19 protein-coding genes, 1 tRNA gene and 2 pseudogenes are annotated in these 20365 nt (G+C 62.2%); 8 read left to right on the top strand and 14 right to left on the bottom strand.

Annotated elements, in window-relative coordinates:
* The first annotated feature begins 44 nt into the window (after positions 1 to 44).
* On the top strand, positions 45 to 1112 hold the full coding sequence (locus ACF0H6_RS13910; protein WP_395251310.1) for a lactonase family protein: 1068 nt from the start codon (positions 45 to 47) through the stop codon (positions 1110 to 1112).
* Between the two features lie 52 nt (positions 1113 to 1164).
* Here ACF0H6_RS13910 and ACF0H6_RS13905 read toward each other — a convergent pair.
* Both ACF0H6_RS13905 and malQ read right to left on the bottom strand, forming a co-directional pair.
* Positions 1165 to 2333 (bottom strand): annotated as a pseudogene (locus ACF0H6_RS13905) (DDE-type integrase/transposase/recombinase); the annotation flags it as partial.
* Between the two features lie 223 nt (positions 2334 to 2556).
* Positions 2557 to 4809, bottom strand: coding sequence for a 4-alpha-glucanotransferase (gene malQ / locus ACF0H6_RS13900; protein ID WP_395250219.1), 2253 nt, complete (start codon positions 4807 to 4809; stop codon positions 2557 to 2559).
* Between the two features lie 187 nt (positions 4810 to 4996).
* On the opposite strand from malQ, the gene ACF0H6_RS13895 reads away from it, so the two are divergent.
* Entirely contained in the window at positions 4997 to 6025 is a 1029-nt protein-coding gene (locus ACF0H6_RS13895; RefSeq protein WP_395250218.1) for a PHP domain-containing protein, read from the top strand.
* A gap of 22 nt (positions 6026 to 6047) precedes the next feature.
* Here ACF0H6_RS13895 and ACF0H6_RS13890 read toward each other — a convergent pair whose 3' ends face one another.
* The 10 genes from ACF0H6_RS13890 to ACF0H6_RS13845 all read right to left on the bottom strand — a co-directional run bounded on the left by ACF0H6_RS13890 (position 6048) and on the right by ACF0H6_RS13845 (position 14129).
* Positions 6048 to 7091, bottom strand: coding sequence for a HoxN/HupN/NixA family nickel/cobalt transporter (locus tag ACF0H6_RS13890; protein WP_395250217.1), 1044 nt, complete (start codon positions 7089 to 7091; stop codon positions 6048 to 6050).
* Positions 7091 to 8080: an urease accessory protein UreD gene (locus ACF0H6_RS13885; RefSeq protein ID WP_395250216.1), complete on the bottom strand. Its 990-nt coding sequence runs from the start codon at positions 8078 to 8080 to the stop codon at positions 7091 to 7093. The genes ACF0H6_RS13890 and ACF0H6_RS13885 overlap by 1 nt, the downstream gene beginning before the upstream one ends.
* The gene (ureG, locus tag ACF0H6_RS13880; RefSeq protein ID WP_395250215.1) at positions 8077 to 8694 is read right to left on the bottom strand and encodes an urease accessory protein UreG; all 618 of its coding nucleotides are present in this window, start codon (positions 8692 to 8694) and stop codon (positions 8077 to 8079) included. The genes ACF0H6_RS13885 and ureG overlap by 4 nt, the downstream gene beginning before the upstream one ends.
* A 12-nt stretch (positions 8695 to 8706) precedes the next feature.
* On the bottom strand, positions 8707 to 9378 hold the full coding sequence (locus tag ACF0H6_RS13875; RefSeq protein ID WP_395250214.1) for an urease accessory protein UreF: 672 nt from the start codon (positions 9376 to 9378) through the stop codon (positions 8707 to 8709).
* A 192-nt stretch (positions 9379 to 9570) separates the two neighbouring features.
* Positions 9571 to 10050, bottom strand: a complete 480-nt coding sequence (gene ureE, locus ACF0H6_RS13870) for an urease accessory protein UreE (protein WP_395250213.1) — start codon at positions 10048 to 10050, stop codon at positions 9571 to 9573.
* 32 nt (positions 10051 to 10082) lie between these two features.
* Positions 10083 to 11813 (bottom strand): urease subunit alpha, encoded by a 1731-nt coding sequence (gene ureC / locus ACF0H6_RS13865; RefSeq protein ID WP_395250212.1) that lies wholly within the window; start codon positions 11811 to 11813, stop codon positions 10083 to 10085.
* Positions 11810 to 12223: an urease subunit beta gene (locus tag ACF0H6_RS13860; protein ID WP_395250211.1), complete on the bottom strand. Its 414-nt coding sequence runs from the start codon at positions 12221 to 12223 to the stop codon at positions 11810 to 11812. Before ACF0H6_RS13860 ends, ureC begins: the two co-directional genes overlap by 4 nt.
* 9 nt (positions 12224 to 12232) lie before the next feature.
* Positions 12233 to 12535 carry an urease subunit gamma gene (locus tag ACF0H6_RS13855; protein WP_395250210.1) on the bottom strand — a complete coding sequence of 101 codons (303 nt, stop codon included), beginning with the start codon at positions 12533 to 12535 and terminating at the stop codon, positions 12233 to 12235.
* Positions 12536 to 12739: 204 nt separating this feature from the next.
* The gene (locus ACF0H6_RS13850; RefSeq protein WP_395250209.1) at positions 12740 to 13348 is read right to left on the bottom strand and encodes a DedA family protein; all 609 of its coding nucleotides are present in this window, start codon (positions 13346 to 13348) and stop codon (positions 12740 to 12742) included.
* 43 nt (positions 13349 to 13391) lie between these two features.
* Positions 13392 to 14129 carry a hypothetical protein gene (locus ACF0H6_RS13845; protein ID WP_395250208.1) on the bottom strand — a complete coding sequence of 246 codons (738 nt, stop codon included), beginning with the start codon at positions 14127 to 14129 and terminating at the stop codon, positions 13392 to 13394.
* A gap of 380 nt (positions 14130 to 14509) precedes the next feature.
* Here ACF0H6_RS13845 and ACF0H6_RS13840 point away from each other — a divergent pair, with 380 nt between their 5' ends.
* Positions 14510 to 14659, top strand: a complete 150-nt coding sequence (locus tag ACF0H6_RS13840) for a hypothetical protein (RefSeq protein WP_395250207.1) — start codon at positions 14510 to 14512, stop codon at positions 14657 to 14659.
* A gap of 17 nt (positions 14660 to 14676) precedes the next feature.
* Complete coding sequence (locus tag ACF0H6_RS13835) at positions 14677 to 15213, top strand: DUF3800 domain-containing protein (RefSeq protein ID WP_395250206.1); 537 nt, start codon at positions 14677 to 14679, stop codon at positions 15211 to 15213.
* Positions 15214 to 15911: 698 nt separating this feature from the next.
* Here ACF0H6_RS13835 and ACF0H6_RS13830 read toward each other — a convergent pair.
* Positions 15912 to 16298 (bottom strand): hypothetical protein, encoded by a 387-nt coding sequence (locus ACF0H6_RS13830; RefSeq protein WP_395250205.1) that lies wholly within the window; start codon positions 16296 to 16298, stop codon positions 15912 to 15914.
* Positions 16299 to 16361: 63 nt separating this feature from the next.
* Here ACF0H6_RS13830 and ACF0H6_RS13825 point away from each other — a divergent pair, with 63 nt between their 5' ends.
* Positions 16362 to 16676 carry a hypothetical protein gene (locus tag ACF0H6_RS13825; RefSeq protein ID WP_395250204.1) on the top strand — a complete coding sequence of 105 codons (315 nt, stop codon included), beginning with the start codon at positions 16362 to 16364 and terminating at the stop codon, positions 16674 to 16676.
* A 771-nt stretch (positions 16677 to 17447) separates the two neighbouring features.
* Here the strand turns inward: ACF0H6_RS13825 and ACF0H6_RS13820 are convergent.
* A tRNA-Lys gene (locus tag ACF0H6_RS13820) sits at positions 17448 to 17523 on the bottom strand.
* Between the two features lie 240 nt (positions 17524 to 17763).
* On the opposite strand from ACF0H6_RS13820, the gene ACF0H6_RS13815 reads away from it, so the two are divergent.
* The 3 genes and pseudogenes from ACF0H6_RS13815 (at position 17764) to ACF0H6_RS13805 (ending at position 20295) form a co-directional block, all read left to right on the top strand.
* Positions 17764 to 18423 (top strand): hypothetical protein, encoded by a 660-nt coding sequence (locus ACF0H6_RS13815; RefSeq protein ID WP_395250203.1) that lies wholly within the window; start codon positions 17764 to 17766, stop codon positions 18421 to 18423.
* A gap of 238 nt (positions 18424 to 18661) precedes the next feature.
* A complete protein-coding gene (locus tag ACF0H6_RS13810) occupies positions 18662 to 19279 on the top strand; it encodes a DUF47 domain-containing protein (protein WP_395250202.1) in 618 nt (205 codons plus the stop codon).
* A gap of 1 nt (position 19280) precedes the next feature.
* Positions 19281 to 20295, top strand: a pseudogene (locus ACF0H6_RS13805) (anion permease).
* Positions 20296 to 20365 lie beyond the last annotated feature (70 nt).

Raw genomic sequence — 20365 nt, 5'->3', positions numbered from 1 at the left:
CGCGGTTCCACTCGACGGGCAGCATCACCAACACTGAGGACGGCATGGCAGCGAACATCGACGGAACGCTCATCTGGGCGGGCGCGTACACCGCGGACAGCGACGGGAAGGGAATGGGCATTGGGGCAATTGCCGTCGGCGATGACGGTGATCTCAGCTGGCTGGGCACCGCCGTCGAAGCGCCGTCGCCGTCGTTTCTTGCCGTTCACCCCGCCCTGCCGGTTGTCTACGCGGTAGCTGAGGCTGCGCAGACGGTCCGCGCATACCGGCGGACCGGTCCGTTCGGACTGGAGGCGCTGGGCGATGCGTGGCCCGCAGCCGCCGCGGCCTGCCACGTCGCCGTGGACCCGGCTGGCCGCTTCATCGTGGTGACCTGCTGGGGGGACGGCAACGTCCTGCTATTCGGGCTCGACGACGACGGCGGCATCACCTCGCGCTTCGCTGCCGCGCCGGCGAAGGACCCGCATTCCTCTGCCGACGGCGGCATCGACATTGCCACTGGCGCGAGCCGCGTGAGCCGCGCCCATGCAAGCCTCATGCTCGACGACGGCCGGATCATGACCACCGACCTAGGCTTCGACGTCGTACGGGTGTGGAACTATTTCCCCGACTCGGGCCTGCTTTTGGATCACGAAGTCGCCCTCCCGCTAGGCAGCGGTCCGCGGCACTTGGTCCAGCACCCCTCCGCAGCCGTGTTCGTCGTGACGGAATACTCCATTGAAATTGCGGTGCTCCTGCCCGGCGCGGATGGCCGCTTTGTGCTCTCCGGCCGCGGTCCCGCGACGGCCGGTGGGGCCGCCGACGGCGATGCTGCCGCGGAAGTCGCCTTGTCCCAAGACGGCCGCTTCGTCTATGCAGGCATCCGCGGCTCCAACCGGATCTCGGTTTTGGCAGTTGAAGGCAGCGGCACGCGGCTGCGTCCCGTTGCCGATGTGCCCAGCGGAGGAGATTGGCCCCGGCACCACCTGGTCCGCGATGGTTGGCTACACGTGGCGCACGAACGTTCCCATGACGTTGCTACCTTCGCCCTGGATCCGGCGACCGGGGTTCCGGGCGAGGTCTTTCAGAAGCTGGGAGTGGGTTCACCAACCGCTTTGGTCGTGGCTCCCTGAGTGGCTGATCCATGCGTGAGATCTCGCCCCTTTCGCGACCTGTGATGTCTCGGGACATCGTGGACGGTTCATGTCTCAGGACATTGTGGACAGTTGGTTGGCCATAAATCCGCGGGGTTTGTTGTTGCCGACGTAGTTCGTGCCTTTCGGAGGGCGCTGGTGGCTGATGATTTCCGTTCCGCGGGTGTCGAAAAACATGATCGTTTCATCGTCGTAGAGGACGTGAATTTCGTGGCCGATGTATTCCTTGCCGAGTTTGAAGCGGGTGCCGACGACGGTGGCCTCGCCGTGTAGATTGGCGGTTCGCCGGACGCTGCGGCGTGCGTTCGCTTTGGTGGTTTCCGGGGTGGGCGGCTGCGGGGGCATGGCCTTCGGGGTGGTGTTCCATGCCTCGATCGGCGTTGTTCCGGGCGGGAGCGACTGGTGTTCGCGCTCGGTGTTGTAGTACTGGTCGAACGTGTCGATGTGGGCCTGGAGCTCTTCCATCGTGGCAGCCGGCGGTTGCTTGTTCAGGAATCTGTGCAGCGTCCGGTGGAAGCGTTCGTTCTTGCCCTGTGTGGTGGGTTTGTATGGTTTGCCGGTGATCGGTTCCACGCCTAGGGATTTCAGGTAGTCCACCAGGGCCCCGGTCCGTCCCATCCGGGTGGGGTTGAACGCGGATCCGTTGTCCGAGAGGAACTTCCGCGGTACTCCGTGGCGTTCGATCGCTGTTTTTACGACCCGGATGGCCGCTTCGCTGGTCTCTCCGCTCGCCACGAGCGAGGCCAGCGCCAAACGGGAGTGGTCATCGACGATCTGAAAGATTGCAACCTTCGTTCCCTTGGCAAGCATCCACTCGGTCGAGTCGATCTGCCAGCACCCGTTGGGCTCCGGATAAACGAACCTGCGAAGAGCGCTGCGGGGCTTCTTCCGTGGTTCCGGGACCACGACCCCGGCCCTGGTGAAGATCCGGGCCAGAGTCGCGCGGGAGGGCGGCTCGAAGCCTTGCCGGCGCATTTTCGCGGCCACACTCAAAGGCCCGTGGTCATAACCGGCCTGCTCCAGGGAATCCCTCGTCAACAGCGCCACTTCAACCATTCCCGAGCCGATTTGCGCCGGGCTGCTTTTCGGTTTCGTGGACCCCAATTCCATGGCCCTGATCGATCCGGAAGCCTCGGCCGCGGCCCTGACTTTATAGAACCAAGACCGGGACACTTTGTGCTGCCGGCAGAACCGCGCCACTGCACCCCTCGGAGCGTCCTCGGGCCATGTCGCCACCAAAAGCCGGATCTTGATATCCGGAGTGAAATTGCTCATGACCAGAGCAAATCCCGCCATAGTGTCCACGAAGTCCTGAGACACACTGTCCACGATGTCCTGAGACAGAAGTGTCCATTAAGTCATGAGACTCCACAGCCCCTTCCGCGACCTGAAAGAGACGAGATCTCACTTCTCGATGCGGTGGCTAGTCCCGGACGGCGTCGTCAACAGCCGCCAGTAGGGAGTTGAACCGGGGGTTCGCCTCGAGATCGTCTATGAGCACCGCGCGGCCGTGTTCGTCGGCCAGTGGCACTTGCCAGTTGGGGTAGACCTCGGACGTCGTTCCGGGCTGGTTTTGCACCCTCCGTTCCCCCACCGCATCCACCAGGGCAACGCCTAACAGCACCGAGGGCGCCTGAGCCAGCAGACGATGCAGTGCCTCAATAACCTGTTCCTCGCCGACCGCTTGGCCGTCAGCGTCGAATCCGGGACCGTCGAATCCTTTCGGCAGCAGGCCACGTTCACGCAGCAGCCCCATCATCTTGTCCAAACCCGCGTCGTGCTCGGCCCGTTCCTCGTCCACACTTCGTTCGAGCAAACCCAGTTGGCTCCGGAGTTCCACGTGGTCACCGGCGAGGTACCCGGCAGTCGGCGGGAGGTCGTGTGTGTTGACGCTGGCGAGGGCCTGCGTTCGGTAACGTTCGGGCGGCAGGGGCGAGTCGCCGTCGTACTCAAACCACAGGATCGACGTGCCCAAAATGCCGCGAGCGGCGAGGTAGTCCCGCACCCAAGGCTCGAAGACGCCCAAGTCTTCGCCGATGACCACCGCGCCCGCGCGGTGGGCTTCCAACGCGAGGATGCCGATGAGGGCCTCGTGGTCGTAGCGGACATAGGCGCCGTCGCTGGCGGAATTGCCGGCTGGCACCCACCACAAGCGGAAAAGCCCCAGGATGTGGTCCACGCGGATGCCGCCCGCATGGCGAAGGACGGTCGAGAGCATCGCACGCAACGGCGCGTACCCCGCCTCGGCCAAGCGGACCGGGTGCCACGGCGGCTGGTTCCAGTTTTGACCCAGCTGGTTGTACATGTCCGGCGGTGCGCCCACGCTGACTCCCGGTGCAAAGCTGCTGCGCAGAGTCCAGGCGTCGGCGCTGCTGAGGTCCGCCCCGACCGCGAGATCGTGGACCACTCCCAGCCGCATGCCGGAACGCTTCGCCGCGGCCTGGGCCGACTCGAGCTGTTCATCGCAGATCCACTGAAGCCAGCGGTGGAAGCCAATCCGATCCGCCAGAGCCTGGCGCATGGACTCGATCTTCGGGGAGCCGAGTGTCACCGCTGGATCCTGCCAGAAGGGGTCATCCGGCGCGCGGTCCTCGCGGATGGCGCACCAAAGGGCGAAATCGTCCAGGCCCTTGCCCGACTCACGGCAGAACTCATTGAAGGCGCGTTGCCGGGCCGGAGAAAGCTTGACCGTATGAAGGAGTTCCAGGGCAGCGAGCTTGGCGGCGAAGATCTGGTCCCGGTCCAGCCGTTCCGCGTCCTTGTTGAGCGCATGGACGCGATCCAACAACCGGTCAATCGTGCCGCGCTTCCGGGGCTTTACATATGCCAATTCGGGAATAGCTTCGACCCGGATGTAGAGAGGGTTAAAGAATTGCCTGGTCGACGGCGAATACGGTGAGGCTTGAACCGGGGGTACGGGATCCGCAGCATGGAGGGGGTTCACCAGGACGTAGTCTGCACCGCGCGCACCGGCCAAAGTCGCCAGATCGGCCAGGTCCGCGAAGTCCCCGATACCCCACGAGCGCTTCGAGCGTACCGAGTACAACTGCGTGGCGAGTCCCCAGCCTCGCCGTTCCTCCAGCTGTGCTGCCGTCTGCAACTTGGCTGGAACCACCGCCAGCGCGGCCGTGACCATCACGCCGTCGGACTCGGCTGTGAGCGAATGCCAACCGAGCGGTAAATCGGCCGGCACCTCAAAGGTGGCACGGCCGGTTTGCCTGCCGTCCACGTCACGAGGGGGCGCCCAGTCTTCTTGCTGGGTGGCTTCAAGTTCCGTTCCGTCCTCAAGCGAGATCGTCAGGCGGGCCGGCGAACCGTCGCGGACGTGCACGTGCACAGCCGCCGTCGTTCCCTCTTGGACGACGACGGCGGGCGGCAGCATCGGCCGCCACGGCGCCAGTTCTGCCTCAACAAGCGCCGCCTCGATCTGCTCGTTGGAATGGGCTGCGACTCCCAGGGCAGCCAGTACCTGAATCAGCGTGGATGGGGCCACGTTGTGCTGTAGCCCATCCCAGCCATGAAATGAAGTTCCGACGCCGTGAGCGTCGGCCAGCCGGTGAAGCAGTTCCTCGTCAACGGCGGCTATGTTCCCCGTTGCTTGCCGGGCCCCGCTGTCTGGCCGGACTCGGCTGTCTGGCTGGACCGAGGTGTCCTGCTGGGTGGGAGTGTTGGTCATGTCCGCCTCGTCTGCGATGTGATTCGTCCGAAGGTGCATGCCGCCCCGCTTGTTTCCCGTGCGAGGCAACTGGTTCCGATTATTGCAGGGCGCTGGGGGCCGTCCCAGTTATTCCGACAGCATGACGCCCCAAAACCCAAACCCTCGCGCACATGCGCCTGCGCGCGGCGTGGTACATGATTGAGCCATGGACGCCATAGACGCGCTCAACGAAACCGCCTTCTGGCTGGAACGGGAACTCGCGGACAGCTTCAAGGTGCAGGCGTTCCGACGGGCTGCGGACGTCATCGCCGGACTGAGCCAAGAGGAATTGGCTGCCCGGGTCCGGGATGGCCGCCTCAAGCGAACCAAGGGAATCGGCAGCCGTACCTTAGAAGTGATCAGCCAGGCCCTGAGTGGCGCCGTTCCGGACTACCTTGAAAACCTCCGCCAGCGTGGGGCCGAACCCTTGGTCAACGGCGGGCACAAGCTAAACGCAGAGCTCCGGGGCGACCTGCACAGCCACAGCAACTGGTCGGACGGCGGCTCGCCGATCGAGGTTATGGCCGATGCCGCTCGTATTCTCGGACGGGAATATCTCGCTTTGACCGATCACTCCCCCCACCTCACCATCGCCAACGGACTCAGTCCCGAGCGCTTGATGGAGCAGCTCAGCGTTGTGGATGGGATCAACAACGGATACGCGCAGGGGCCCGGCTTCCGGCTGTTGGCCGGCATAGAAGTGGACATTCTGGAAGACGGCGTGCTGGATCAGTCCGCGGAACTGCTGGGCCAACTGGACGTTGTGGTGGCCAGCGTCCACTCGAAGCTCCGATCCGACAAGCGGTCCATGACCCGGCGCATGCTCGCCGCCATCGAAAACCCCCAGACGAACGTCCTCGGGCACTGCACCGGCCGCTTGGTCAAGGGATCACGAGGAACACGTCCCCCATCGGAGTTCGACGCAGAAAAAGTATTCGCGTCGTGCGCGGAACACTCAGTCGCCGTCGAGATCAATTCGAGGCCCGAACGCCAGGACCCGCCGGATGACTTGATTCGTATTGCCCTCGACGCTGGCTGCCTTTTCAGCATTGACAGTGACGCGCATGCCCCGGGTCAGCTCGATTTCCTGCAATACGGTGCCGAGCGGGCGGAAGCCAACGGCGTACCCGCCGATCGCATTGTTACGACGTGGCCGTTGGATCGGCTTCTGGAATGGCTCCAGGAAAAGCAATAGTCCCCGCCATCGGTGCCAACTGTTAAAGGCGGCGGGCCGGGCGCGTACGCACGGCCGCGACCAACCACACAAGGGCGAACATCCCGATCAGCACCAAGCCGGCGTCGCCGAGGTCTATCTCGCCCAGCCACGTCGTGACCGGATCCGAGAGTCGGAAGGCCGCATTGAGGAAGCTTCCCAAGGTAATGACCGAGATGAACCACGCCGAGAAGGCAGAGATCCCGGTAACAACGGCGTTGAACCCAAGCTTCCGCTGAGGATCGTCGATAGCGGACTTGTACATGCGCATCATGGCCACGCCATTGGTGGAATCGCACAGGGTCATGGCCGCGGTGAAGGCCAACGGCAACGCCAGGAGGGCAAGCACCGACACCCCGGCGAGGGACGCCGCAGTCGTGAGCACCAGGAGCCCGATGGTGGTGGCAGTGTCGAAGCCGAGGCCGAACAAGAATCCGATCACGTAAATGTTCCGCGGACGCTGGACCTTGGCGAGCGGTTTGGTCAGCAGCCTGGCGACAAGTCCCTTGGTGGCGAGGTCCTCGACGGCGATCTCGCCACCGGCCTGCGCGGCGCGGTACAGCTGCACCGTGCGGAGGAATGCAGTGCCGTTGAAGACGCCCATGGCCAGGAGGAAGAGACCGGATACCCCGCTGCCGATCAGCCCCAGCACAAGGTGTCCGGTGGTGCCATCCTCCATGAATTGACCCGCCAGGCCGGCGCCACCCACCACCATCACACCGGCCAGGATCACCACGGAGCTGTGGCCCAGACTGAAGGCAAAACCGACACTCACGGGGTCTTTGTGCTGGGCAACGAACTTGCGCGTGGAGTTGTCGATCGCGGCGAGATGGTCCCAGTCGTAACTGTGTTTGATACCGGCCACATAGGCCGTCAGCACAAGTCCCAGCGCGAGCGGCTGCCCGCCACCGGCGCCACCCACCAGCAGGAGAACGACGGCGGCAACGTGCAGGAAGACGACGGAACCGAACATGAACGCGAGACGTGACTTCATCGGAAGGTGTTCCCGCTGGCGATACATGGCGGCGAACTCGGCCAGTGAGGTCATCAGTACTTCCTGAGGTTCAGCGGCGCCCGGCCGTACCAGCGATCGCGCAAAAGACCGGTACAGGCGCCGAGCAGGCGGTTCAGTTCCTCGGTGCTGTTAGACAGCGACCGTAGGATCACGCCCGTGGTGCCCGCAATCGTCCGGGTGAGCGACAAGCCGGAGTACGCGTCGTACCCAGCGGTCAGTCGGTGCAGTTCATCGGCGAGCGCCTGGTCAATGCGCGGATCCACCACAACGAGCGAGCCCAGATGGCTGAAGCCTTCCATGAAGCCCACGCCGGTGACATCGCCCAGGGGCGGCCGGATCAGGAGGTTGTCCAGCGCCAGCAACTCTGCGCCGTCGTCGCCCTCCACGGAGATCTCAGTCCGGAGCCGCAGTTCCCGGTACTTGAAAGAAGCGCCGTCCGGCGACCAGCCGGGAGTGATCACTTCCGCCATGATGAGGCTCGACGTCGGGTGCATGCTGATGTTCGTGTTCTGCCGATAGCTTGCCTCCCGGTAGGCGATGAGCTGGTCGGGAGCCAACTCCAGTTCCGCCCCCTCCCCCAACCGGATATCCATCCGCTGCTCCGCATACGACCCCGGAGTCCGATAAATCTTCGTGGCCGACTGCGTCGTCAAAAGCAACGAAGCCCCCGCCTCCACCCCGACGTCAATGACATAAAGATCCGCCCCCAAATAAGCCCCACCCGGATTCACGACGACATAACAAACCTGCCCCGACCCATCCAAGTAATGCGGCCGCAACACCCTCAAGGCACCCTGATGAAACTGATGCACGGCCACAGAGCGCTGACCACGCAAGGCGACCCGCAGGCTGAGTTCTCCCCGCGGCGAGACAGCAGAAGAGGCGGCGGAGCCGGATTTGGGGGCCGCGGCGTGGTGGGCACCGCGAAGCGGGCACGGCCCCAAATCCGGCGTAGCCGCCGGAGGGTAGGGCACAGGCCCAGGTGAGACAACCGCCGGAGCCGCCGTCGCCGTCGTGCTCATGGCTGCAGGTCGAGCATCAGGACATCGTGCCGCATCCATGCGATGACCTTGTCGAGCCCTTCGTCGGTCTTCAAGTTGGTGAAGCAGAACGGCTTGTCGCCACGAAATTCCTTGGAATCCCGCTCCATGACGGACAGGTCCGCCCCGACGAACGGTGCGAGGTCAGTCTTGTTGATGATGAACAGGTCGGATTTGATCATGCCTTGGCCGGCCTTGCGCGGGATTTTCTCGCCTTGGGCGACGTCGATGATGTAGATCGAGAAGTCCACGAGTTCGGGGCTGAACGTGGCGGAGAGGTTGTCGCCACCGGATTCGACGAAGATGACCTGGAGGTCCGGGTGCCGCTTCTTGAGCTCCTCGATGGCCGCCGTGTTCATGGAGGTGTCTTCGCGGATGGCGGTGTGCGGGCAGCCGCCGGTTTCGACCCCGATAATCCGGTCTTCGGGCAGGATGCCGTTGGCGGCGAGGATTTTGGCGTCTTCGATGGTGTAAATGTCGTTGGTGATGGCGGCCATGGAGATTTCCTGGCTCATGTGCCGGGTTAGGCGCTCCACGAGTTGGGTTTTGCCGGCACCAACCGGGCCGCCGATGCCTATCTTGATGGGTTCAGACACTTTGTTCTCCTTCTAGCTCATGAACATGCGCGCACGTTGCCATTCGTGCCGCATCTGCGAAATTTCCAACCCGGGGCTCACGGCGCCGAAGTCGTCCCAGCTGAGGTACGGGACGCGTTCGACGGCGGTAGCAACGTCGTCGTGCGCTTGGCGCAGCACCCGCTGCCCGGCGTTCTGGCCGAGCGGGATGGCGCGCACGGCGTTCTGCGTCAGCGATGTCACCGCGGCGAAAAGGTACGCGGCCAGCGCTTCTTCGAACGGCACCCCCAGCGAGCGCGCGACGACGGCGAACGCCAGCGGCTGATGCCCGGCAGCGCGGCCCGTGGTCACCAAGGTCCGGTACGCCTCCAACTCGGCCGAGGGGAAGACGCCGGTCCCGATCTCGATCAGCCGCCCACCCATCTTGGTACTGGCCTCGCGCACCTGCCGCGGCAAGAGCTGGGCGCTCAGATGGGCATCCAGCCGAGCCAAGTCCGCCCCCTCATAAAGGAACCGAATGGCCAGCCCGTCGGAATAAGTCAGCTGCTGCGAAATGAACGCCCCCAACCAGCCTCCGAAACTCCCCTCATCCCCAACGACCCCCCGGTCGACGTACGTCTCAAACCCCAAAGAATGAGCAAACGCCCCAGTAGGCAAAGCAGAATCGGTGAGCTGCTGAAGCGCGAGCTGATACCCGGCGCTCATCTTGTCCCCCAAAACGCGACGTACAAGGCGGAGGCGGGTGATAGGGGCCGCGGCGTGGTGATGCTCGCGAGGGGCCCACAGCCGCGAGGGCCCCGACCCGAGCTTGCGAGGGTTGGGAGCGGCTGGGGACGGGCACGGCCCCTATCACCCGTCGGAGCAAAGGCGACCCCACGGGGAGACCACTGAACGGACTCAGTGCGTGTGTTCAGCATGGCGGAAAGGCACCGGCATTACGCGTTCCTGGCGGTCGTAAGGCACACCGACGTGCTTGAGGTAGTCCTCGACCGTGTGGTCGTACTGGCACACCATGACTTCCGCCCCGTACTCCGAAGAGCCGTCGAAGAATTGGGCCTGTAAATGCCGGTTGCCCAGCGAATGAGCCACGATCCCCATTTCGTAGATGCTGCGTGCGGCGATGACCAGGACGTCGCTCGGCAGAACGGACACCACGATCATGTTGGCGTCCTCCACGGCGAGGATGTCGCCGTCGCGCAGGTCACCGGATCCGGCCGGGAGGCGGATGCCAAATTCCTTGCCGTGGTCCGTGGTGACGCGCTGGATGCGTTTGACCAGCTGAGCGCTCGGCAGCACCACCTTCTCCTTGTGGAGGCCGGCATATTGTTGGGGGTCGGGCACTTCGTGAATATTGCCCAGGATCTTTTCGATGATCATGTGGTTCTTCCTGAGAGGGCTAAGCGCGATAGCTAGAAAAGGAAATAGCGCTGTGCCATGGGCAGCACGTCGGAGGGCTCGCAGGTGACGTCCTCGCCGTCGACCGTTACTTTGTAGGTTTCGGGGTCGACGACGATATCGGGGGTCTCGCCGTTGAACTTGAGGTCCGCTTTGCTCAGGTTCCGGATGCCCGACACCGGCCGGATGACGCGTTCCAGGCCAAGTTCCTCCGGCACCCCGGCGTCGATGGCCGCCTTCGACAGGAAGGTGATGGAGGACTGCTGCAATGCCTTGCCGTGCGTGGCGAACATAGGGCGCATGGTGCGTGGCTGCGGGGTGGGGATGGACCCATTGGAATCGCCCATGATGGCGTAGGCGATCTGTCCGCCCTTGAGGACCAGTTCAGGCTTTACGCCGAAGAAGGCTGGATTCCAGAGCACGAGGTCGGCGAACTTGCCCACTTCCACCGAGCCGATGGAGTCCGCCATGCCCTGCGCGATCGCCGGATTGATGGTGTATTTGGCGATGTAGCGCTTGATCCTGAAATTGTCGCTGCCCTCTGAACCATGCGCGGCGCCTGACGGATCCTTCAGCACCCCCCTTTGCCGTTTCATCGCATCGGCCACTTGCCACGTGCGGAGAACAACCTCGCCCACGCGGCCCATAGCTTGGGAATCCGAGGAGGTCATGGAGAAGATGCCCATGTCCTGCAGGACGTCTTCGGCAGCGATCGTTTCAGCCCGGATGCGGGAATCGGCGAACGCCACGTCTTCCGGGATATCCGGGTTGAGGTGATGGCACACCATGAGCATGTCCAGATGCTCTTCGATGGTGTTCCGCGTGTACGGAAGCGTGGGGTTGGTGGAGGCCGGCAGCACGTTGGGCAATCCGGCGATCTTAATGATGTCCGGAGCGTGCCCGCCGCCGGCGCCCTCGGTGTGGAAGGTGTGGATCACGCGGCCGTCAATGGCCTTGATGGTGTCTTCCACGAATCCGCACTCGTTGAGGGTGTCGGTGTGGATGGCTACCTGCACATCGTATTCATCCGCGACGCGCAGCGACATGTCGATGGACGACGTCGTGGCACCCCAGTCCTCGTGGACTTTGAGGCCTACGGCGCCTGCGCGGATCTGTTCGGCCAACGGCTCGACGGCGGATGCGTGGCCCTTCCCGAAGATGCCGATGTTGATAGGGAGCCCCTCCACAGCTTGGAGCATCCGAGAAATGTGCCATTTGCCGGGCGTGATGGTGGTGGCCTTGGTACCTTCGGCCGGTCCGGTACCACCGCCCACCATGGTGGTGACACCGCTGCACAGGGCTGTGGGGGCCTGGTCCGGAGAAATGTAGTGGATGTGGGTGTCCACACCGCCCGCGGTGAGGATCTTGCCCTCTCCCGCGATCATCTCGGTGCTGGCGCCGATCACGATGTCCACGCCGTCCGCAATCTGCGGATTCCCGGCCTTGCCGATCTTGAAGATGTGCCCGTCCTTGAGCGCCACATCGGCCTTGTAGATTCCGGTGTAGTCGAGGACCACTACGTTTGAAATCACGGTGTCCGGCACGTCTTCGTCGCGGGTCACCTGGCCGTTCTGGCCCATACCGTCGCGCACCACTTTGCCACCGCCGAACATGACCTCTTCGCCGTAGACCGTGTGATCCTTTTCGATCTCGAGGAAAAGTTCGGTGTCCGCCAAGCGGATGGAGTCGCCCGTCGTAGGGCCGTAAAGGTCTGCGTATTGCTTGCGCGAAATTTCAAAGCTCACCAGGCTGTCCTTTCAGTGCTAGCTCCGGGCCTTTCAGTGCCGGCTCCGGGCCTTTCAGTGCCGGCTCCGGGCCTTTCAGTGCCGGCTCCGGAACCCGGTACGGAATCGAGCGATCCGTTGACGACGTTCCGCAGGCCATAGACTTCACGGCTGCCCGCAAGGGCCACAAGTTTCACCGTCTTGGAGTCGCCGGGTTCGAAGCGCGCGGCCGTTCCCGCGGGGATGTCGAGGCGGCGGCCGTGGGCTGCTTCGCGGTCGAAATCGAGGGCACGGTTCGCCTCGGCAAAGTGGTAGTGCGAGCCCACCTGGATAGGGCGATCGCCTCGGTTCACCACCTCGACGGCGATTGCCTCGCGTCCGCTGTTGCAAGCAATGGGCTCGGTCTGGAGCCGGTATTCCCCGGGAATCATGGTGTGCTCCTAGCGGATCGGATCGTGGACTGTGACGAGCTTGGTGCCGTCTGGGAAAGTGGCTTCGATCTGGACGTCATGGACCATCTCAGGGACACCCTCCATGACATCTTCGCGGCGAAGCAGGGTGGTTCCGTAACTCATGAGATCGGCCACGGTGCGGCCGTCGCGGGCACCCTCGATCAGTTCGTAGCTGATGATCGCCACGGCTTCGGGGAAGTTGAGCTTCAGCCCGCGGGATTGCCGCCGTCTGGCGAGGTCGGCTGCGACCACGATCATGAGCTTTTCTTGCTCACGGGGCAAAAGATGCATCGGTTCTCCTTAAAAGTTGTGTGCTGCAGAAGCGGACATCAGTTCACTCGAGGCTTAGACAAGCCGAGGACGTCGGGGCAGCTACTACGGTTATAACGCCAAACGTCAGCCATATCCACTTCGCCCCTGCACCACCCCTTCCCAACGATTTGTGACCAGCCTAAGCCCGCTGGATTTCCGCCGGATTTCCAAGTCCCGGTTTCGTCAGACCTTCTTGGCCCGGTGCTTCCTGACCTGCCACACGACCACAATCGCCACCACAACAACCGCCACCACAGCGGCCGCACCGCGGCCCACCGTGCGGGCGACTTGCTCGTACGAGTTTCCGGCCACGAAGCCCAAACTCACGAACAGCGCCCCCCAGACGATGCCTCCGCTGAAATTCCAGAACGCGAATCTCCGGTAGGGCATCTGGCTCAGCCCGGCGAGCGCTGGCATGACTGCCCGGAAGAAGGCAGTAAACCGGCCCAGGAACACGGCGAGACCGCCCTTGTCCTTGAGGAAGTCTTCGGCCTTCTGGAGTTGGGCGCGCCTCTTGTCCAGGATTTTCAGGGCCATCACCCGGGGGCCGAAGTGCTTACCTATTTCATAGCCCACGGTGTCGCCCGTAATCGCGGCGGTCACAACAATCAGGATCATGACCCACCACGGGAAGAGGCCACGGCTCGCAATCACGCCACCCACCACCGCGGCTGTTTCTCCGGGGATCACAAAGCCCACAAAAATTGCATCCTCTGCAAAGACGAGGGCGAAAACGATGCAAGCGATCACGAGAGGGCTGGTGTTGAGGAGTCCATCCAAAAGGGCCTGCATAAGGAACAGTCTGGCAGCTGGAGGTGGACTTGGGCATCAAAAACTACCGAGACACCGCTGAATCGAAATCGTTCCGCGCAATATCGATCTCCACCCAATGCCTTTTTGGGTTACGACCGCACTGCGCGACCGGCAAGCGCTCTGTCACCGTTCGTCCGGTTCGCTTGTGGCCCTCGTAGTGATCAACCCATTCCATGGGCTTGTTGAAAAAGTTCATCTTGGATCCGCATTCAACACATTGCGCCGCGAGGCGAAGGGAATAGGCGTAGGTCTGACCATTCTCCAGCCGGATCCCAGCACGAGCCCGGCAAACGGCCCAGCGCGGTAGCCAAAGCACGTGCTTTCTCAGAAAAGAGAAGAATGCAAAGCCGCACACTCCGACAAACACTATAAAGACGGATCCGATAAGCCACCAGTGCGCCGCGGATGTGACTCCCGCAAGGGAGTTGAGGCTGCCTGCCTGCCATGCCGAGATGAAATCCTTCACCGAGAAGTACCCCGTGATGGCTCCTCCAATTGTGATAACCCCCGACACGACGCCGATTACACTCGCAGGCGCGGGGAGTCTTCGCATCCGCTTGATCGAGATTTCCTGCTCTGGCTGGCCAGGTTCCTTGACAGCGGTGATCGTGATCGACCCCGAGTTATGGCCACCGACATGGACACCTTCGAACCGTGCGTCCGGGCCAACAAACGGCCCGTTGACGTCTCCGCCCGCCTGGATCTGCATGTTTTTGTCCCCGTCACCGCTCGCTTGACGCTGGCGCTCATCTTTAATCATCGCGGACTCCTCCGTGCTGTTGTGTTCTCGTATTGAGGAGGCTAGATGGAGGGACTGACATTAGGCGTCATCGACCCTGCCGCCGCGTAATATTCAGGCAACAAATCCAGGTCAGTGAAACCAGAAAAACCGCGAGAAACATGGCCGAAATAACTCAAAGCATCTGACAAAGATTAAGCCAAACCTTGCCGCTTCCGGGACGCATGTCTCCAAAAGGGACCGGCCGCCGGTGTTGCTGGAGGTCCGGTTAGTGTCGAGCCGTGGCTACACCCCATGCGCCTGACAGCATAAGAACCCCGCGGGAGATCTCATGATCGGCTACGAAGTGGCTCAGCCCCATAGGTTTAGTAACTTTGATTTACGCTCTATAGGATCAGCGAATGATCCTTGCATTTCTAGACGAATCCGCTCGGGCCGGACGGCTTTACTACATGGGTGCTCTAATGGTGGGTGCTGAGGAAGCGAAAAAGCTTGAGAAGAGCCTAGATGCAATTGTTGCAGCTGTTGTCAACGACGTCACCTGGCTTTGATCCCGCAACTGAGCTTCATGGTTACGAAGTCTTCCATCAGAAAGGGTTGGGAACACGTCCCAGTGTGGCTAACAGTGAAGATATGCAAGCAGGTCGCCGAGGCCATACACGATTCCGGGGCTGTCTTCGTTTTCCGTGGTATCGATGTCCAGAAGCTCAAAGCCAAGTACACAAATCCACATCCGGTCCACGGGCTTGCGCTCTCGCACGCACTAGAGTCGGTGCAGCGCGTCCTCAACCTTGACCACACGGACGAAAGTGTCCTGGTTCTCGCCGACGAGCACCATACTGCGCCGGACAGCAGGACCCGATTCCGCGGAATGCGGGCCGCCGCACAAAGGGGATATACAAGTATTCCGTTGAGCGGTCTCATGGATACAATCTATTTCGGCCCGTCGAACCACAGCCGACTGCTTCAGGCCGCGGATATGGCTACCTTTTTGACGAACCGCTCCGTCACGATCACGGAGAGCCATCCTGCCGCGAAGAAGGCAATGCAGGAAATTAAGAGCAATCTCGACAAAGCTACGCGGTTTAGCTATGTCTGGCCGTGAGGGCATAGGGCTGACCGCTTAAAACGCGAAACCCCGTGCTTCTGCATCGGGGCTTCGGTCTATGCGGGAGACGTTTCCGCGTCCTGCGTTCACCAGACTAGCAATCATGGACCGCCCTTGCAAGGACGCGACGAGACTCATAGAAAACTTCCACGTAGCGGCGTGATTGAGGGAGCTGGTGGTGGATGCGCTGACGACCTACGCGATACGGGCAGGTCTACGCGCCGGACTCTGCCGAACTTTCGCCGAGGACTGGAGGGGCTACGACGTCGAATTGACAGCGAAGGCGGTCCCTACCGGCTTCACATGCTCAGCCGTCACCGTCAGCGCGCGGGATAAGGCCGTAGATTATGACGCACCAAGGGCGGTCCGCATTAGTCGTCCAGCTCATGCTTGGACATGAAGAGGCTGTTAGGACAATGAACGCAAAACCCCCGGTCCCTGCAATTGCAAAGAACCGGAGGTTTTCCACTCCTAGATAAGAAAGTGGGCCCTGTGGGGATCGAACCCACGACCCACGGATTAGGTGGCGACTCGTTTCGTGGCGTGTCGTCATTGTTCGTTATTCCCTGTGATGACGCGGAATTGCGCCCTGTTTGACTAACCTATGTAGACCGTTGATTTTTGTTACATTTCGTCGATTTCGTTGGGTAAACGTTGGGTTCCACATGCCGCCGGGCGGCGGCCACGAAAGGTGCCTAAGCGAATGGGTCCGGTTCCGCTTCTTGTTCGTTCCACCACTCTGGGGCCTTTTCCCTTCGTTTCCGCACCCATTCGATGATGTTGTCGACGTCGACCTGGTGGAGCATGATGCGTCGGTTGCTAAGCCGGGTGTGGATGCCGGACTCTCGGCAGTAGCGTCGGAGCTCCGTTTTCGTCATCCCTAGTTCTGGGGCGACTTCCTCCACGCCCACCACGGCGTCCTCCCCGACCATCCCGGCAGGGGCCCTATCAACCATCCGGCTCCGGGTCAGCGTCAACACCAACGGGAAGGTTCCGAACAACTCCACCACGGCACTGAGCATCGGCGTCTCCGTCAATCGCGCCGAGGTCCGGAACGCGACAACCACCGGCGGCTGACCCACATACAACCCGCCCACGACACCGACACATCAACCAGGCATGAACTTAGAAACAAGGACCAGTACATGACAGCCATAGCAGGCGAGGCAGTCTTCCACCCGGGCGCCTTGCTCGACCTCGCAGAACAGCTGCAATGCACAACCATCCCCAGAGGCTACGCGCTGACCTTTATGGAAATGCTCCAGGCCCGGATAGAACGCATCATCTCCGCCATCGGCAACAACGACGCTGAGGACGCCATGGACGCAGTCCTTAAGTGCAGCCCTCCCGCCGTTCATGTCCGGCGGGCTATTCAGTTTTGGGTACTAAAAAAGCCGGTCGCTTGTGCGATCCGGCTTCCTTTTGGGCACGTGAAGTACCCCTCAGTGAGACACTTTTAACACATTCACAGCCTCCGCATAGGAGAATCTGTCGCAGTTCTGACGCAGCTAGGGCAGTTTTAACGGATGAGGCTTTGGAAAGGAACCGTACTGCCCGCAATGGCGGCCCTCGCGGTCGCGCTCTTGGGAGCCGCCAGCGCATCAGGGGTTGACCGGATGGCAGCAGCCAACATACCGGCCCCAGCTTCTGTCCGCGTGTCAGCTGTCGCGGCAGATGGCCAGCCGCCCCTGCGCCAGCTCATCCTCCGCGGCCTCGCTGAGGGGGCGGTTCCTGGAGGCTTACCGTACGACGAACTTCGAGAAGAAACGTACGATGAACAGCATCAAGAGAAACATCACGTTGAGCCGGCCATTCAAGCGTAGCGTTGATGCGCCGGGTCTTCCCGGGGCTGTTCAAGTTCGGCTTTCGTCACGGAGTGTTTCGTACCAAGCGTCGAGTACTTCGTGTGGGTGGTACGTCCGCGATGGCTTGGTTTCGACGGCTTTGAATTTGCCGCGGAATGCCCAGTTGCGGATGTCCTTTCCGGTGATGATGATTTGGGCGTTTTGCCGTAGCAGGGCACGAGGTCGCGGGTTCGCACACCATCATGCATCAACCCAGCGTGTTCCAAGCAGGCGATCTCAACGAGACATTGGAGGCCAGCGCACTGGGAGTTGACCTGTTCACTCGACTCCAGGAGGGCGGCTCAGAGTTCAAATAGTTGGGTTTCCGTTGGATTTGGTCCTGGAAGAGGAGCAGGTCAGAGACAAAGCGTCTCTGACCTGCGTAAATGGTGGGCCCTGTGGGGATCGAACCCACGACCCACGGATTAAAAGTCCGATGCTCTACCAACTGAGCTAAAGGCCCCTGCCGGCTGTAGAAACAGCCATAAATACTGTACCTCAAGCTCAAGGCCGTTTTGACACGGGCAGCACCCGCGCCGTCGTGACCTCTTTTGAACCGATTCCCGACGACGGCGCGCGGCAACTACGGCGCGTCGCGGTGGCTGCGGATTCAAAAGGGGTCAGGAAGGACCGCACCCGAAGGAGCACTGTAAAGCCCCCACCCAAGAGTGCACGAGCCGGGGCACAGGAGTAGCGTTGGGGCATGAGCGAACAATCGGGACCTCCTGTGTACGGCGGAGCAAACAGGCATCACAAGCCGAAACCCTTCGCGCCGATTGACTTCGAGCCGTTCGCCGGCGGAGCGGACCCCGCGCGCGTGTCCGAAGCCGCACACCTCGCCGCCCAAGCCCTCGTCCGTCGCGGCCGCGATAGCGACGATCCCAAGATCACCCGGCGCCTCGTGAAGCTCGCGGACGAACAAGGCCTGGAAGCCATCGCCGAAATGTGGGCCGAGAGCCCCGCGCGGTCCTTGCCGGGCGCTTTGTGGCGGCTCTACGCACTTCGTGCGGCAACCATGCAGAATTCCGAGCGCATCTCTGTTTACTTCAGGGCCGGCCGGGACACCGCGCAGGTTTCCCACGTCGTGGCTGGGGCAGCAGAGCCGCCCGGAGCCGACGAAATGAAGCAGATGGCGGACGCCATCCTTTCGGGCGCGTTCGACGGCGATTTCGACGTCGCGCTGGAACGCTCAGCCGCGTTTTGCCGCGTCGTGGCGCTCGGCCAGGCCACCCTTGCAGACAGCGCAGAGCATTCCAACGAAGGTCATGCAAGCAAGCTGACCCGGAACTCGCACCAACTCGTGAAGACCGCCGAGGACCTGGAGCACGCGGCCAACGCATGGCGCCTCGGCGAGCTGGACTGACATGAGATACCAGGACGAAGGGCCACCCCAACCACCCCAGGCGCCAGCTGTCAATGTTGACTTAGCCCGGCCGACGTAGAAAACTGAAACTGGTGTCGAACCGCGAAACCCCCGGGCTTCAACTTACAGCCGCTTCGAGCGGCCTACCGCCGAGAGGCGTATCCGGTTCGGCACCATTTTTATGCCCTTCGGCGAAGACGCCGCCCCGCCCCCGTCCCTCCCGCCTACCGGAAGCCATATGAAGCTGCGTCTCTTCCCCCAAGAACCTGCTGGGTTGCAATTGTTATCGCAGATGGCCCGCCAGATTCTTGAGGCAACCGGGACGCTTTCAGAAATCTTCGGAGCCCCTGTCGCGGAGCATGAACGGCTTGTGGAAGAGATGCACGAACACGAGGCGAAATCCACGGATCTGCATTTCGCCCTGCTGACCCATATGCGCACAAGTTTCGTGAACCCGCTCCCCCGCGAGGACATGTACGCCCTCTCCCGTTTCCTCAACGAGGCAATGGAGAAGCTGGATGCGGCGGGCGAACTCGTGGCCCTCTACAAGTTGGACCGGCTGCCCAAGCGCGCCACAGACCAGTTGGAGATCATCAGCCGCCAGGCGGAACTGACGGTCGATGCCATGCGCCAACTGGATGACCTGGACGAGCTCGAGGACTACTGGATCGAGGTCCTCCGGCTGGCCAAGCGCGCAGAGCGCAGCCACCGGACCTGGGTGGCCGAAATGCTGCGCGACATGAAATCCGCACAGTTTTCGAGAAACCGAGACGTAGCCAACCAATTGGTGGACGTCACCAAGGACATGCGCCGCGTCGCCACGCAAGTGGGCAGCATCATCGTCAAGGAAGCATGACGTGGAGGTCGCGTTCTTCGCCCTGGTGGTGACGCTGGCGGCTGGTTTCGCGTTCCTCAACGGCTTCCGCGACGTCTCCACCGCCGTCGCGCTCTCGGTGCGGACCCGCGCCCTCACTCCTTCCGTCGCTGTTTTATTGGCGGCAGTTTTCAACTTTGCCGGTGTGTTGCTCAGCGGCGGTTTCGCCCTGATATTCAGCCAATCGTGGGTGATCCTCCCTCCGGGCATGAGCGGGCTCACTGTGCTCGCCTCGGGGCTGTGCAGTGCCATCCTTTGGGGAATCTATTCCTGGTGGCGAGGTGTCCCTGCTCTCGTCGACGCACGCCCTGGTGGGAGGCCTGGCCGGCGCCGGAGTTGCAAGCGCAATCATGGGCGGCAGCTCCATCAACGGAGTAGACGGTATCTTGCTGGTCCAGGTGGCCCTGCCGCTCCTGCTGTCCCCGGTGATTGCCTTCCTTGGCGCGTATCTTCTCGTGTGGCCTGTCACGTGGGCGGCACGCTACACCCAACCCGATGTCGTGCACGGCCGTTTCCGCCACGCCCAATCCGTCTCGGCCGCCGCTGTGGCATTCGGCCATGGCCTGCAGGATGGGCAGCGAACCGTCGCCGTGATCCTGCTGGGCGCTGTGGCCGCGGGAGTGTCCGGTCAAGCCGACCTTCCAGTGTGGGTCATCCTCCTCACGGCGGTCATGCTGACAGCGGGAACGCTTTGTGGCGGCTGGCGTATCTCCTACACCCTGGGTTACAAGCTGACCAAGGTGGATCCCTTACGGGGATTCATCGCACAGACCCTGACCTCGCTCATGCTGTTTGTTGGCGCAATCGGACTCCATTTGCCGCTCTCCACCACCCACACCGTGACTTCAGCGGTGCTCGGCGCAGGAACCAACCAGAACTTTTCCGTCACCAACCGTCGGATGGTTCTGCGGATCCTGGGGTTCTGGGTGGCGACGCCGATCGTTACGGCCGCAGCGGCCTTCGTCCTGGGATTGGCGCTCTCACCCCTGTCCCATTAGCTTCGCAGCTACTCCACCATCCGCACCAAGCCGCTTGTAGCCAAAGAACACGAAAGCCCGACGGCGGCTG

This window comes from Arthrobacter sp. NA-172, from assembly GCF_043952055.1.
Classification (GTDB): domain Bacteria; phylum Actinomycetota; class Actinomycetes; order Actinomycetales; family Micrococcaceae; genus Arthrobacter.
This window is presented reverse-complemented; position numbering and strand designations above follow the sequence as displayed.

What these genes read in the sequence shown, in the direction of transcription:
- ACF0H6_RS13860 (WP_395250211.1), bottom strand. Translation starts at nt 12,223, where the DNA reads ATGATTCCCGGGGAATACCGGCTCCAGACCGAGCCCATTGCTTGCAAC.
- ureE (WP_395250213.1), bottom strand. Translation starts at nt 10,050, where the DNA reads ATGATCATCGAAAAGATCCTGGGCAATATTCACGAAGTGCCCGACCCC.
- ACF0H6_RS13855 (WP_395250210.1), bottom strand. Translation starts at nt 12,535, where the DNA reads ATGCATCTTTTGCCCCGTGAGCAAGAAAAGCTCATGATCGTGGTCGCA.
- ACF0H6_RS13885 (WP_395250216.1), bottom strand. Translation starts at nt 8,080, where the DNA reads ATGAGCACGACGGCGACGGCGGCTCCGGCGGTTGTCTCACCTGGGCCT.
- ACF0H6_RS13890 (WP_395250217.1), bottom strand. Translation starts at nt 7,091, where the DNA reads ATGACCTCACTGGCCGAGTTCGCCGCCATGTATCGCCAGCGGGAACAC.
- malQ (WP_395250219.1), bottom strand. Translation starts at nt 4,809, where the DNA reads ATGACCAACACTCCCACCCAGCAGGACACCTCGGTCCAGCCAGACAGC.
- ACF0H6_RS13875 (WP_395250214.1), bottom strand. Translation starts at nt 9,378, where the DNA reads ATGAGCGCCGGGTATCAGCTCGCGCTTCAGCAGCTCACCGATTCTGCT.
- ACF0H6_RS13825 (WP_395250204.1), top strand. Translation starts at nt 16,362, where the DNA reads ATGACAGCCATAGCAGGCGAGGCAGTCTTCCACCCGGGCGCCTTGCTC.
- ACF0H6_RS13815 (WP_395250203.1), top strand. Translation starts at nt 17,764, where the DNA reads ATGAGCGAACAATCGGGACCTCCTGTGTACGGCGGAGCAAACAGGCAT.
- ACF0H6_RS13910 (WP_395251310.1), top strand. Translation starts at nt 45, where the DNA reads ATGGCAGCGAACATCGACGGAACGCTCATCTGGGCGGGCGCGTACACC.
- ACF0H6_RS13835 (WP_395250206.1), top strand. Translation starts at nt 14,677, where the DNA reads ATGGTTACGAAGTCTTCCATCAGAAAGGGTTGGGAACACGTCCCAGTG.
- ACF0H6_RS13840 (WP_395250207.1), top strand. Translation starts at nt 14,510, where the DNA reads ATGATCCTTGCATTTCTAGACGAATCCGCTCGGGCCGGACGGCTTTAC.
- ACF0H6_RS13845 (WP_395250208.1), bottom strand. Translation starts at nt 14,129, where the DNA reads ATGATTAAAGATGAGCGCCAGCGTCAAGCGAGCGGTGACGGGGACAAA.
- ACF0H6_RS13895 (WP_395250218.1), top strand. Translation starts at nt 4,997, where the DNA reads ATGGACGCCATAGACGCGCTCAACGAAACCGCCTTCTGGCTGGAACGG.
- ACF0H6_RS13810 (WP_395250202.1), top strand. Translation starts at nt 18,662, where the DNA reads ATGAAGCTGCGTCTCTTCCCCCAAGAACCTGCTGGGTTGCAATTGTTA.
- ACF0H6_RS13850 (WP_395250209.1), bottom strand. Translation starts at nt 13,348, where the DNA reads ATGCAGGCCCTTTTGGATGGACTCCTCAACACCAGCCCTCTCGTGATC.